Raw genomic sequence first — 12,112 nt, forward strand, 5'->3', positions numbered from 1 at the left:
AGAAAGGTGATTGACCATGAGTAATGTGAAATGGATAAAGCTGAGTACGCAGATGTTTGAGGATGAAAAAATAAAGTTGATAGAACAGATGCCGGACGCTGATACCATCCTCATTATCTGGGTTAAATTGCTTTCTCAAGCTGGTAAAACGAACGGCAACGGCTACATTTACTTGAGCGAAAACATCCCTTATACGGATGAAATGCTAGCAACAATATTTGGTAGACCGCTCAATACAATTAGACTTGCGTTAGAGACTTTCAAGGCTTTCGGAATGATTGAAATAGACGACGAACACTTTATTAGTATAGCGAATTGGGAGAAACACCAAAATGTCGCTGGATTAGAAAAGATTCGTGAACAAACTAGAAAAAGAGTTGCTAAACACCGTGAAAATCAACGATTAGGAAGCAATCAAAAGGATGTAACGTTACCTGTAACGCAGAGTAACGCAACAGAACTAGAACTAGAACTAGAAGAAGAACTAGAAAGAGATAAAGATATATTGTCCGATTCTCCGAATCAGACCGCGGATCTCATTCCCTACTCTCAAATCATTGATTATTTAAATGAACAATGTTCAACGAAGTATCGAAGTTCAACCGCTAAAACAAAAGAATTGATTCGTGCCAGGTGGAAGGAAGGCTTCCGTGTTAAAGACTTCGAACAAGTGATTGACACTAAACGTACTGACTGGATCAACGATAGCTCGATGAATAAATTCTTACGACCAATCACACTATTCGGTACCAAGTTTGAAAGTTACTTGAACGAAAGGAGTGCAGCTGATGCGAAAAATGTCGGACGTAATGACAAACGTAATGCAAAATCTACAAAAACATACGCAGATGGAGTCAACTTCTAATTACTGCACTCACACGACATTGGTATTTGGTAAAGAAGTAACTAAACGACATCAAATGATTATGTTTGACGGCAAAGAAGTATGCCCGGTATGCGAGATTGAGCGTGACACAGAAGAGTTCGAAAAAAGAGAAGCATATCGGATCAAAGATGCAGAAAAGAGAGCGGAGTATTTGATTCTCGAAAGTAAGTCACTATTTAAAGACAAGACGCTGATCAACTCTGGATTCAAAAATTACGAAACGAAAGACATAGAAGAAATCACCAATAAGAAAAAAGCGATTAAAGCAGTTGAACAATATCGTGCAGGTGAAGTGTTCAACACATTCTTGCAAGGTGATCCAGGCGTCGGTAAGAGCCATCTGGCAATGAGCATCATTCGGACAATGAACGAAACGGACAACCAAGACAGATCGTGCTTGTTCATCGACATTGATGAAATGCTATCCAAAGTGAGAGACAGCTTCAACAATCGTGAAAGTATCTACACGGAACAGTATTTCATTCAGTTGCTATCAAGGGTTGATTTTCTTGTGTTGGACGACTTGGGGGCGGAGACAGGCTCGACGAATACAGAAAAGACCGCATCTGATTACACGATGCGGATTCTGAAAGGCATAGCGGATTCTAGGCAGGACAAGCCTACCATCTTCACGTCTAACTTAAACCGCGAAGCGTTAGGTCGCATGTACGACGCTAAGACGGTTTCCAGGCTATTGCGAAATACGTATGTAATCAAGTTTGAAGATACTACGGATAAACGAATCAAGAATATTGAGTTTTAGGAGGATGCAGAATGACTTGGACAAACAACAGCGGGATCTACACGGTTCCTATGCCGGATAAAGTCGACTGGCAGAAGATCCAGCACGAAATGGACGCATTGGAAATCAAGTTGCAGCAGGCAGAGGCGGCTATGGCTATGAGGAAGGGGATGACGGCGTGAACGAAAAACTGAAATGTTGCAATGCTTGCGATGACCCGTTCCATTGGGAAGACGAAGTCGTAATTGTGGACGACGAACATTATCACAAAGATTGTGTAGAACTTTATCCAACTGGTTACGTAGCGTTTCTAGATGGTAATTGTTTAGGTGAAACAGAAAACGATGATGGGCAGAGCGCCTATGAAATTCTGGACGATGAGGAACTGTTGGAGGTGCCGGAATGAATTCAGTGAATCTAATCGGCCGCTGGGTCAGGGAGCACGAAGTAATATACGGTAATACAACAGTCGTAAAGAACACGTTGGCTGTCGATCATCCATACAAGAAAGACGATGCGAGCTTTATCCGCGTAGTTATGTTTTCAAAAACTGGTGAATTAGCAAACCAGTACACAACCAAAGGATCGCAAGTGGCGGTCATAGGACATATTCAAACTGGCAGTTATGAAAAGTCGGACGGTTCGAAAGTTTATACAACAGATGTCATTGCGAGCAGCATTAAGTTCCTGGAACCAAGGGGCAACAGTTCGGTACAGCCGAATAGTTCACAGCAAGCTCCACAACCAACGAAAACACACGGACAGACAAATACTCAGTCTAACTATCAGACAGGGCAAGGTGGACAAGCAGGGCAACAATATGGGTATGATGTGCCGCCTGACGTCACAGATGATGATTTGCCGTTTTGAGACTATGAAACTTTGAAAGGGTGATAGTCATGACGTTGAAAACCAGAAGTGGAAACAGTAAGGCTATACGAGCAATCAAAGCGGAAGCAGCGCGTCATGTATCAAAAGAAATTGAATGCCGGATCTGCGGTTGCAAGGAAACGGTACAGAAACACAGTTATTGCAGTACCAGTCGTTTATGCATAAAGTGTGCGAATCGAGAATTTAACGGATGGCAGAAGGAGAGGGAAAAGTAAATTGAACATACAGCAGCTAACAGACGCGATCAGAACATGGGCGATCTATCGAGGATTAGATACAGCCGACAGCACTAAACAAGCACTAAAGCTCGGGGAAGAATTCGGTGAGTTGTGCCAGGGGTTGGCAAAATCAAGACCAGACGAAGTGAAGGATGCGTTGGGAGACATGTTCGTGGTGATGACGATACTCGCTATGCAAGAAGGTGTCGCTATCGAAGAGTGTGTGCAGATAGCTTACAACGAAATCAAAGACCGAAAAGGTGAGATGGTGAACGGTGTTTTTGTGAAAGAAGATGATTTAGTAAAGGGGTGATTCGGTGCTAACTATGTTCAAGGTCGATCACAAGAAAAAACTTTTTATCCACGGTGACTTAAACTCACGCGAAATAAGAGAGTTAAAAAGAGAGGGGTGGCGCGTTGATGTCAAAGCCAATCCCTCCATACCTAGCAAGGCGGTTAACAAAAACGGCATACCACAGGGAGGAAATACATCATGTCAAAGTGTAAGCGATGCAACAAGCCGCTCAAAACGTCGGAGAGCATCCAAGTCGGGTTCGGACCGATCTGCAAAAGGAAACACGACGAAGCGGAAGCGGAGTTCTTAAAACGGCAGATTACGTTGGACGAAGAAATCGAGTATCAGTTGAAGGTGGCGAGATGATGACGAAAAGTCGAACTCATGCAAATCGCGGCATGCAACTGGAAAAGTTAATTGATGCAACCAATAAAATGTATCGCGCCACAGGCTTTGCGGATGTAAAGAAAGTGCCTACGCCAGTAAGGATAACTAGCAATAATGGTGGTCGTATTAACGGCATGGTAGTTAAAGGTGATCTAGTCGATTTTGTTGGCGTATGCCAAGGTAGAGCAGTCATTTTTGATGCCAAACAAACATCGACAAGAACTAGCTTTTCCCTATCCAACATAGCAGCTCACCAGTATGAAACATTGATGTCCTGGTGGAAGCAAGGCGCTCACACGTTCATCCTCCTGTATTTTTCTGAACGAGGTGAACACTACATGTTGGACATGCCTACACTCAGCACGTATTGGCAGGACGCGCAGGAGGGTGGACGCAAGTCGATACCTTACGATGTGATTGCTAGCCAATGCGAACTGTTGCAAGCCGAAGAGGGCTATCCACTGCATTATTTGAAGGTGTTGGGATGAGCGATATGATTCTGGCGGGAAATATTATAGCGGCGGCATGGACGATCAGTCTGATACTTACATATCAGCACGCAAATCATAAAGGTTGGATTAGAGGTCACGAAGATACAAAAAGTATTACTTTCAAAGTGTTAGAAAATAAGAAAAGAAAAATCGAAGAGCAAGCGAGGAAAAAGGAATGACAGAAGTGTATCTGGCAGGCGGTTTGATCTTTATTACCGCGTATGTATTTGGATTTATCAAAGGGAAGCAGGAGTGACGTAGTAGACGGATAAAGCGAAGGAGGCGTTGGTATGAAATTGTACGTTCTTTACACATCTTACCCGTACGAGGGTGGGTATGTACACGGAGTATTCAGTACACGAGAACAGGCACAACAGGCTTTAGATAGCGATGATTTCGATTTCGGGCATAGTGAGACATACATCCAAGAAGTGGCGAAGGACAATTTCATATTTCAGCAGATAGAAATTTAATGAATCTGCTGCACATTCCGAACATGAAGCGCATTTAAAAAACAGACCGCAAAGCGCGGTCTACACTCACCATTTGGTGTGATTGCAGTTTTAACGTGTCCGACAGTTAATAAACGTGGCAAGTTTTGGGTTAAATATGCTTCCAGTTACGCCTTTGAATGATGGAAAGTATTGTCGGACTTTTAACGCCATATTCAGCAGCTAAGCCCCGGTAAATGTGAGCTTTGGTGTAGATCCCAAGATTAAACAGCTCTGAAAATTTATCGCGAATAGCGATTACGTCGGATTCAGTAAGCTTTGCTTTCGGATGTTTTTCACCGGTATTTATCTTGCTCATTTTCGCTTTGAATTCTTCAGTTGATCTTAATGCACAGGCTTCCTTTTTACTGCGAACGCCATAAACCAAAGCATCTCTGACTACATGGGTGGAGCAACCTAGCTCTCTTGAAACCTCTCTAATCGAGTATTTTTCAAGGTAATATAAATAAACAATTTTCATATCCAGAGTTTCAATTTTAATCTTCAATTCCTCTTCGATGGGTGTGAAATCAAACATTTAAAACACTCCTTTTTTGTCAGGATACTACAAAAAATTCCGACTGGAAAGAGCGAGCAAAAATAAATAGACAACAGGAGTTACACCATGGAACTAAATCCAATCTATGAAATTAATAAATTGCAAGACCAACTACCATTATCGGTAGTGCAAGACTTACACAAACGCATAGCGGACTGGCTATCATCTGGCGGTAACTATGATGATCCGTACATGTTTCAACAGTTGCGGTATGCGCAGTTGGTGGCTAGGAGGGTAAGAAATGGCTGAAAAGAATAATGCTCTTGGGCATCCGATTGGGAAAATAGAGTTCGAGGGGGCGTCTTATCATGTCAAAGAGGTTCAATTCTACGAAGACGGCAGCCAGAGAATGTTGTTAATAGGCGCTAAAGGTGAAGCGGTTATGACCTTTGAGCCGACTGAGAAGGAGGGAGGGATTTATTATGTCGACTGAAACGAATGTGGAGCGATTAACAGAAATAATAAACCGCTGGGAACACAGAAGATGTATTTATTTGCATGACGTTGAATGGCTGATAGGACAAGCCGAACTAGCGCGGGTTTTGGAAAGTGATAACAACTTGCTCCAAGCGATTCGAAACGGACAAGGCGGCATGATCCGGAAGCTTCATGAAGAAAACGCTCGTCTGCGGGAATCCTTGAGAGAAGTATTTGAGCTATCAAAGCATGATGGACACTCGCATTATCTAGATAAGTGCTATGTGGTTGCTCGTCAAGCCCTGGAAGGAGAATTTGAATGATATATATGGCGTTACCTATACTCACGGCAATAATAACAACTAGCATAACCATCTGCATCAACTGGAAGGAGTGGTCAACGTGGTCAGCGCAAGAAATGAACCGACAATCTTAATTCTGGATGACATTGAAATCAAGTGGACATGGAAAGAAAGTGAGTTACTTCATTTTCAGGAAGTGTGGGCTGACGGTGTGCCTATTAATGACTTGGCTAGGGAGCTGAAAACGAATAGACGAAGTGTGGCATTGCTCGTTATGGATCAGGAGATGAAGGGCGAGATTGAGCAGCGGAAATTTGGATTGTATGGGAATTGAAAGGGAGGGAAACTAACATGAAAAGTGGATGGCTACTTAATTTTAAAAATGGCAAACAATATATTTGCTCTGAAGAAGTCTATGCAGATGTAATTCGTGTAATTGACGTTGACGATTTAGAGTCGGAAGAACATTGGTTTTCTATCGAGAAAGCAAAAGAGAAAAATCCAACGGTTCGGGTATATGGGTAAATAAAAAAAGACAGGATCTCTCCCGTCATGGCTGACATTATTGTATCACATGGAGGGGTCCTGGTGAATATGGAAAATTTGTCGATTGATGGGCAAGGTAGGTTAAATATTGATATAATGGAATTACCAATGAACTGTGTTGTGGTGATTTCAGAGGGTGTTGCTAAGTTACGGGAATTGCCAGAGCATGGTGAGTATAAGATTGTGACGCATCAAGGAAAAGTCAGACGGATGCGGAGGGAAGAGGGAGAAGAGTTTTGAATATTTCAGAAGGTATTTGGCAAGGATTTATACTATGATGAATAAACGCACGTTAGTATATGACAGTTTCAAAGCATTGAAAAATAGCTTTTTGTACTCATTGTCGTTTTCAGTAGTGTTACCCTTACTTTTATGGGTGTGGAAGCCTAATTTAAACGTTCCCTTGTGGATTTGTGTAGTTATTCTTACACTGCTGCTGCTGCTAATATCATTGCTTTCAACTTCATTAAATTTATTATTCAATAAATTTAATGAAGTTAGAAATAAACTAAGTGGTTCACCTAAAGTTATCCGTGTCAAAGATGATGTTTTGTTACTGACCAAAGCAGATTTATTTACGTATAATATTTACGTTACAATTTTAATTGTAGATGATTACGAGTCGGAAGAGTTTTTCGGACTGGGAGAAGTAATTAATGTTCAAGATAATTTAATTCAAGTCAGAATCATAGAAATTAATAATAAGCATAGCCAGTTTGCAGAATTTATGGGCAATGACAAACATGTCATTACTAAAATTCGGGTAAAACCATCGGTTTCAAGAGATAAACTACATGAGATATTAGGAGGTACATTTTAATGATAAAAGTCGCTCAAATTATGGATGATGAATACAATAGTGTGGTAATTAATAAAGGGTCTGAACATGGTATAAGGATTGATCAAACGTTTTTGCTGTATGAAATAGGAGAAGAAATTTTTGATCCAGACACCAAGGAATCATTGGGAAAAGTAGAGATAGTAAAAGGAACCGGGAAAGTCACTCATGTTCAAGATAAAATTTCTACTGTAACTTCAGATGAGTACTATTATGAAGTCGAAAAGGCTGCATTAAGCCCTTTCTCAAGTGCTTTTGAAAGGCCGAAAGAAAAAAAGGTGAAAATTCGAAAACCATTTAAAAATCCCAAAGTAGGTGATATTGCAAAAAGAATATAAGTCCCCCTGGCCAACCAGAGGACAACATTTGATTGCAGCATTACGCTGCGTCATTTGTTGATCCTAATAGAATATGAGGTGTAAGATTATACGCACCAGGGAAAAGTCAGGCGGATGCGGAGGGATGAAGGGGAGGAGTTTTAGTTGTCTAGAGTAAAAAGAGAGCATTACGTGCCACAATCATACCTAATTGCTTTTGCAAATGAAAAGTGTCAAGTTAATGTATTCGATAAAAGCACTCAGAAGAAATTTATTTCGCACATCGATAAAGTTGCTGCCGAAGGTAAATACTTTCATTTTGAAAATTTCGATATTAATAACGAAGCTGTTAAAACAATGAATGATGAACAGCTTATAGAAAAGTTTTTTTCAACAGCAATAGAAGGAGAATACAAGCAAATACTGGATAGAATTAGATCCAGAATCACTCTAACGAATGAACCAACATTTAAGGTCGCTATTACAGACGAAGAAAAGCAAAAGTTAGCAGTGTTTTTAACAGTACAAATGTTAAGAGTAAAGGATTTTAGACAAACTCTAAAATCGATTTCCGAAAAATTCACACAAGCAATTTCAGAAAATGATACTTTTAGCGAAAAGAAAAGTGAATTCTTAAATGAAATAAATTCTTTAGATGAAAAAGTAACGCAAGCATCCATGATATTCGATACCGACACTATAAGAGACTTTACAGAGGTTATTTTAAATCATTCATGGATTTTTTATTTTAATACTTCAGATGTAGATTTTATTACCTCAGATAATCCGATCGTTAGAAATGCGCATCTTCAGGATCCGCCAAGAAGTTACGGTGGTATTGCATCGAAGGGAGTGGAAATAAATTTCCCTATCTCTCCTAAAATACTTTTGGCTATGTATGAAAAAAGTTATCATCAAGATTTGGTACCCTGCGATAACAGAATAATAATGTTGAGTGATAATAGGTTCGTTGATTATTACAACTTACTTCAAGTGAATAGATCTTTCAAACAAATATACAGTTTAAAAAGCCTAGACAATTTACTAAAGAATACAAGTAAGCATCATCCCAACTCATTAAATATGAAAAGTAAAGTTACTTTATACCATAACGGAAGAGAATACTAGTCCGCCCTGGCCAACCAGAGGACGACATTTGATTACAGCATTACGCTGTATCATTTGTTGTCCTCTTTTTTTATTTCGAAAAAGGAGTGAATGTGAATGGTTATAGCATTTGAAATTGTTTTACTGGTAATCATGTTGTTTTCCGCCGTGGTAGTTGCTGGTGAAAGAGAAAATTCTAATGCGAGAGATGCTGTACTTACAGTTTTTATAGCAAGCACTGCCGCTTTTATTGCGAGTGTGATGTTGTTATGAAAAGCATTCAGGAACAACTCATAGAAAAAGGGCTTGTACAGCCTGTTAAACGAGATATAGAGCAAAAGGATGCTAGGACAAGCAAGAGGCGGAATGAGCGATTGAGTGAGTGGGATTTACGGGATTTGATGGGTTCTAACATGCCAACATACGGACGAGCACGGGGCGGAGCATACAGACAACGATAAGAGGGGGATTTCACATGCTGGATTGGGCAAATGATTTGATAGAACAATATACAGTGGGTCAACTGGAACTAGAAAAGCGAGCAAACGCGCTAGATAGAAAAAGCCGTTCAGACATGGATGATCTAACACAGATCAACAGTATGATTGAAAGCATGTCGTTCTGTATCGATTGGATGGCTACCGGTCGGCAACCAGGTACGTATAGAGGTGCTGAAAAGCGTGCGGTCTATCAACGTCAGTACATCGAAGATATGGATACAATACCCGATATAGCAGAACAGCTTGAAGAAGACCATAAGCACCTGTACATCAGTAAAGAAGAACGTTTGATTCTAGCTGATATATTCGCATCCATGTCACATCGAGAACGTCAATGCTATGTACTGCATGAGGGGCAAGGCATGAGCATGGGAAAGATTGCAGATGAGGTTGGATTGAAGAAGCGGACTGTACAACAGTATATAGAGCGTGCCCGGCAAAAAGTAAGGGAACGAGTTACAGAAAATGTTTCATGACGTACGAAAGACGTACGAAGTCTACGTATATGAGGGGAACCATTAAAGGAGGGGTGCGTTCGTACGATGAATTGCATCCCAACAGCCCCATACATAACGAGTAATAAATAAGAGGATATTCACCTTCTTTGACGAATATTGTCAGTGGAGGTGATGAAATGCGTAGAGATATTGCTTACTCATTAGAGATTGTCGGATCAGGTATAAGAGAAGACTATTATTTTGAGGATAAAAAAGAAGCGTTTGATTCGTATTCAGCTATTGTTAATGCATTCGAAGGCAAGTTAATTACAGAAGTTCCGCCATCTGAAAACGCAGACAAAGTAATTGGCCTTTCGATAATGAAAACTTATTTCGGAGGAGTGCCAAAAGGAGAAATGGCTGATTTTTCTCCGCAATCATTGTTCAAGAGCACTGTTTACGAAGATGTAAATAAAATGGCTCGTGAGTTACATAGAACAAGTGAGAGCGGTATTTACAAATAAATGATTCAAGCATCTCTTCGGAGGTGCTTTTTCTATGCCTAAAAATAAAGGAGTGAGTGGTGATGTGATGTGCCAAACTGGGAAGAAATACAGAAGGAATGGGAAACAACCAAAATAACACTTGCTGCATTGGCCGAAAAGCACGGAGTGAAGCTCGGAACATTGAAGAGCAGAAAGAGCCGTGAAGCTTGGGTTAGAGGACAATCGAATAAAGATGCAACTAAATCACATAAGGATGCAACCCCTACGAAAAGGATGCAACCGAATATGAAGGAATTAGGGCTTGTTGTTGAGTCGGATAACCTGACTGATAAACAACGGCTATTTTGTATTTACTACATTAAGTACTTTAATGCGACCAAGGCTTATCAAAAGGCTTATGAGTGTGCCTACACAACGGCTATGGTTGAAGGGCATCGCCATCTAAGGAATCCTAAGATATCGGCTGTCATAGACCAGATGCGTGAAGAAAAGATGAACGAGAAGAAAATAAGCGCTAGTGACGTACTCCAGAAGTACATCGATATAGCGTTTGCTGACATAGGTGATTACGTAGAAGTTGATGGTGGGTACTCCGTCAAGGTTAGGCCATTAGAAGATATTGACGCATCGTTAATCAGCGAACTGAGTAACACTGAAAACGGAATCAAGTTAAAGCTTGCTGACAAAATGAAAGCACTAGACATGTTGGCCAAGTATACGGACCTACTCTCTGACAACGACAAGAAACGTCTGCAAGAAGAGAAGTTGAAAGTTAGCATCAACAAGACGAACGCTGAAATCGAGAAACTATCCGGCAATGATGATGACGGACCAATCGAAATCATGATTACTCGAAAGGATGATCGCTGATGGTGGCTATACAAAAAGAAGTGAATCCGCATTTTGACAACTTCTTATTCGACTGGGAACAGAAGTTTCAGTTCTTGGTCGGCGGCTATGGATCCAGCAAGTCGTATCATGCAGCGTTGAAAATCATTCTAAAGCTGATAGTAGAAAAGCGGACCGCATTAGTCATTCGGGAAGTCTACGACACGCACAGGGATTCAACGTTCTCTTTATTGAGCGAGATTGTCGAGGAGCTAGGGCTATCTGACCGCATTCGATGCGTAACGTCACCAATGCAAATCAGGTTCCCAAACGGTTCTAAAATCATCTTCAAAGGGATGGACCGTCCGGAGAAGCTGAAATCCATTAACAACGTCTCGCTGATATGGCTGGAAGAATGCTCAGAGGTCAAGTATGCAGGATTCAAAGAGTTGCTAGGGCGTTTACGGCATCCGTCATTGAAACTGCACATGATTCTATCTACGAACCCTGTAGGAGAAGATAACTGGACGTATTTGCACTTCTTCATAGACAAAATCAATAAGCGTTACGTATTGGATGACAAGAGCCTGTATAAGCAGCGCACGATGGTTGTTGGCGATACATACTATCACCATTCAACGGCTGACGATAATCTATTTCTGCCTGATAGCTATATTGAGCAACTAGAAGAAATGAAAGAGTATGATCCAGACCTTCACCGCATAGCGCGGAAAGGTCGTTTTGGCGTTAATGGAAAGCGTGTATTACCGCAATTCCAAATCATGCAGCATGAACAAGTTATGCAAGCGATACAGACAGTTAACAAGCCATTGCATCGAGTGGGCATGGACTTTGGGTTCGTTACATCTTTCAACGCGGTTCTCAGGATGGTTGTGGATTTAGAGAAACATTATCTATATATCTACTGGGAGTATTACAAGCGGGGCATTGATGACGTGCAGCTATTTGATGATCTAAAAGAGTTCGAAGTATCAGGAGAAAGAATTGTGGCGGATTCAGCAGAACCCAAGACTATCTACTATCTGAAAAAGCAGGGCTTGAATATCAAAGGAGCTCATAAGTTTCCTGGATCTCGTCTAGCCAACACGAAAAAGATGAAACGCTTCAAGAAAATCATCTGTTCTGACCGATGTGAGAATGCTATTCACGAAATGGAGAACTTGGTGTACGCAACAGACAAGTTAGGTAACATCATTCCTGACGAGTTCGGGATAGATCCACACACATTCGAAGCTATTTGGTATGGACTAGACGGATATGAGGTAACAGATATAAAAGGAGAAGCACAAGGACGGCCATCATCCACACGCCCACAAGGAAGGAGGAGATAAAC

General features: G+C 41.0%; 26 protein-coding genes. 25 read left to right on the plus strand and 1 reads right to left on the minus strand.

What is annotated here, in order from left to right; translation table 11 throughout:
* Positions 1-16 precede the first annotated feature (16 nt).
* From CSV76_RS14830 to CSV76_RS14870, 10 genes are all read left to right on the plus strand, one after another.
* Positions 17-865, plus strand: coding sequence for a phage replisome organizer N-terminal domain-containing protein (locus tag CSV76_RS14830; RefSeq protein ID WP_099626053.1), 849 nt, complete (start codon positions 17-19; stop codon positions 863-865).
* Entirely contained in the window at positions 789-1,649 is an 861-nt protein-coding gene (locus tag CSV76_RS14835; RefSeq protein ID WP_099626054.1) for an ATP-binding protein, read from the plus strand. Before CSV76_RS14830 ends, CSV76_RS14835 begins: the two co-directional genes overlap by 77 nt.
* Positions 1,650-1,660: 11 nt before the next feature.
* Complete coding sequence (locus CSV76_RS14840; protein WP_099626055.1) at positions 1,661-1,810, plus strand: pilus assembly protein PilO; 150 nt, start codon at positions 1,661-1,663, stop codon at positions 1,808-1,810.
* Positions 1,807-2,034, plus strand: a complete 228-nt coding sequence (locus CSV76_RS14845) for a hypothetical protein (protein WP_199173077.1) — start codon at positions 1,807-1,809, stop codon at positions 2,032-2,034. Before CSV76_RS14840 ends, CSV76_RS14845 begins: the two co-directional genes overlap by 4 nt.
* Positions 2,031-2,498: a single-stranded DNA-binding protein gene (locus tag CSV76_RS14850; protein ID WP_099626056.1), complete on the plus strand. Its 468-nt coding sequence runs from the start codon at positions 2,031-2,033 to the stop codon at positions 2,496-2,498. Before CSV76_RS14845 ends, CSV76_RS14850 begins: the two co-directional genes overlap by 4 nt.
* 189 nt (positions 2,499-2,687) lie before the next feature.
* The gene (locus CSV76_RS14855; protein ID WP_369823347.1) at positions 2,688-3,050 is read left to right on the plus strand and encodes a MazG-like family protein; all 363 of its coding nucleotides are present in this window, start codon (positions 2,688-2,690) and stop codon (positions 3,048-3,050) included.
* Between the two features lie 180 nt (positions 3,051-3,230).
* The gene (locus tag CSV76_RS17595; RefSeq protein WP_199173078.1) at positions 3,231-3,398 is read left to right on the plus strand and encodes a DUF6011 domain-containing protein; all 168 of its coding nucleotides are present in this window, start codon (positions 3,231-3,233) and stop codon (positions 3,396-3,398) included.
* Positions 3,398-3,907: a Holliday junction resolvase RecU gene (locus tag CSV76_RS14860; RefSeq protein ID WP_158232822.1), complete on the plus strand. Its 510-nt coding sequence runs from the start codon at positions 3,398-3,400 to the stop codon at positions 3,905-3,907. Before CSV76_RS17595 ends, CSV76_RS14860 begins: the two co-directional genes overlap by 1 nt.
* Complete coding sequence (locus tag CSV76_RS14865; protein ID WP_099626059.1) at positions 3,904-4,089, plus strand: hypothetical protein; 186 nt, start codon at positions 3,904-3,906, stop codon at positions 4,087-4,089. The genes CSV76_RS14860 and CSV76_RS14865 overlap by 4 nt, the downstream gene beginning before the upstream one ends.
* A gap of 111 nt (positions 4,090-4,200) precedes the next feature.
* Entirely contained in the window at positions 4,201-4,383 is a 183-nt protein-coding gene (locus CSV76_RS14870; protein WP_099626060.1) for a DUF7336 domain-containing protein, read from the plus strand.
* Positions 4,384-4,513: 130 nt separating this feature from the next.
* On the opposite strand, the gene CSV76_RS14875 is transcribed toward CSV76_RS14870, so the two are convergent.
* Positions 4,514-4,939 (minus strand): NUMOD3 domain-containing DNA-binding protein, encoded by a 426-nt coding sequence (locus CSV76_RS14875; RefSeq protein ID WP_099626061.1) that lies wholly within the window; start codon positions 4,937-4,939, stop codon positions 4,514-4,516.
* Between the two features lie 87 nt (positions 4,940-5,026).
* Between CSV76_RS14875 and CSV76_RS14880 the strand changes: the two genes are divergently transcribed.
* The 15 genes from CSV76_RS14880 (at position 5,027) to CSV76_RS14940 (ending at position 12,110) form a co-directional block, all read left to right on the plus strand.
* The gene (locus CSV76_RS14880) at positions 5,027-5,209 is read left to right on the plus strand and encodes a DUF6877 family protein (RefSeq protein ID WP_099626062.1); all 183 of its coding nucleotides are present in this window, start codon (positions 5,027-5,029) and stop codon (positions 5,207-5,209) included.
* Positions 5,202-5,393 (plus strand): hypothetical protein, encoded by a 192-nt coding sequence (locus tag CSV76_RS14885; protein ID WP_099626063.1) that lies wholly within the window; start codon positions 5,202-5,204, stop codon positions 5,391-5,393. Before CSV76_RS14880 ends, CSV76_RS14885 begins: the two co-directional genes overlap by 8 nt.
* On the plus strand, positions 5,383-5,700 hold the full coding sequence (locus tag CSV76_RS14890; RefSeq protein WP_099626064.1) for a hypothetical protein: 318 nt from the start codon (positions 5,383-5,385) through the stop codon (positions 5,698-5,700). Before CSV76_RS14885 ends, CSV76_RS14890 begins: the two co-directional genes overlap by 11 nt.
* 79 nt (positions 5,701-5,779) lie before the next feature.
* Positions 5,780-6,013, plus strand: a complete 234-nt coding sequence (locus CSV76_RS14895) for a hypothetical protein (protein ID WP_099626065.1) — start codon at positions 5,780-5,782, stop codon at positions 6,011-6,013.
* A gap of 17 nt (positions 6,014-6,030) precedes the next feature.
* Positions 6,031-6,204 carry a hypothetical protein gene (locus tag CSV76_RS17405; RefSeq protein WP_158232823.1) on the plus strand — a complete coding sequence of 58 codons (174 nt, stop codon included), beginning with the start codon at positions 6,031-6,033 and terminating at the stop codon, positions 6,202-6,204.
* 69 nt (positions 6,205-6,273) lie between these two features.
* Positions 6,274-6,465, plus strand: coding sequence for an XtrA/YqaO family protein (locus tag CSV76_RS14900; protein ID WP_369823350.1), 192 nt, complete (start codon positions 6,274-6,276; stop codon positions 6,463-6,465).
* Positions 6,466-6,481: 16 nt separating this feature from the next.
* Complete coding sequence (locus CSV76_RS14905) at positions 6,482-7,045, plus strand: hypothetical protein (RefSeq protein ID WP_158232824.1); 564 nt, start codon at positions 6,482-6,484, stop codon at positions 7,043-7,045.
* The gene (locus CSV76_RS14910) at positions 7,045-7,401 is read left to right on the plus strand and encodes a hypothetical protein (RefSeq protein WP_099626067.1); all 357 of its coding nucleotides are present in this window, start codon (positions 7,045-7,047) and stop codon (positions 7,399-7,401) included. Before CSV76_RS14905 ends, CSV76_RS14910 begins: the two co-directional genes overlap by 1 nt.
* A 144-nt stretch (positions 7,402-7,545) precedes the next feature.
* On the plus strand, positions 7,546-8,508 hold the full coding sequence (locus CSV76_RS14915; RefSeq protein ID WP_099626068.1) for a DUF4238 domain-containing protein: 963 nt from the start codon (positions 7,546-7,548) through the stop codon (positions 8,506-8,508).
* A 96-nt stretch (positions 8,509-8,604) separates the two neighbouring features.
* Positions 8,605-8,760 (plus strand): hypothetical protein, encoded by a 156-nt coding sequence (locus CSV76_RS17410; RefSeq protein ID WP_158232825.1) that lies wholly within the window; start codon positions 8,605-8,607, stop codon positions 8,758-8,760.
* Positions 8,757-8,948, plus strand: coding sequence for a hypothetical protein (locus tag CSV76_RS14920; protein ID WP_099626069.1), 192 nt, complete (start codon positions 8,757-8,759; stop codon positions 8,946-8,948). The genes CSV76_RS17410 and CSV76_RS14920 overlap by 4 nt, the downstream gene beginning before the upstream one ends.
* A gap of 14 nt (positions 8,949-8,962) precedes the next feature.
* Complete coding sequence (locus CSV76_RS14925) at positions 8,963-9,463, plus strand: sigma-70 family RNA polymerase sigma factor (RefSeq protein ID WP_099626070.1); 501 nt, start codon at positions 8,963-8,965, stop codon at positions 9,461-9,463.
* 158 nt (positions 9,464-9,621) lie between these two features.
* The gene (locus CSV76_RS14930) at positions 9,622-9,948 is read left to right on the plus strand and encodes a hypothetical protein (protein ID WP_143560379.1); all 327 of its coding nucleotides are present in this window, start codon (positions 9,622-9,624) and stop codon (positions 9,946-9,948) included.
* Between the two features lie 69 nt (positions 9,949-10,017).
* Positions 10,018-10,800: a terminase small subunit gene (locus CSV76_RS14935; RefSeq protein ID WP_099626072.1), complete on the plus strand. Its 783-nt coding sequence runs from the start codon at positions 10,018-10,020 to the stop codon at positions 10,798-10,800.
* An 8-nt stretch (positions 10,801-10,808) separates the two neighbouring features.
* A complete protein-coding gene (locus tag CSV76_RS14940) occupies positions 10,809-12,110 on the plus strand; it encodes a PBSX family phage terminase large subunit (protein WP_233204504.1) in 1,302 nt (433 codons plus the stop codon).
* Positions 12,111-12,112 lie beyond the last annotated feature (2 nt).

It is taken from the genome of Sporosarcina sp. P17b (genome assembly GCF_002743115.1).
GTDB lineage: Bacteria > Bacillota > Bacilli > Bacillales_A > Planococcaceae > Sporosarcina > Sporosarcina ureae_C.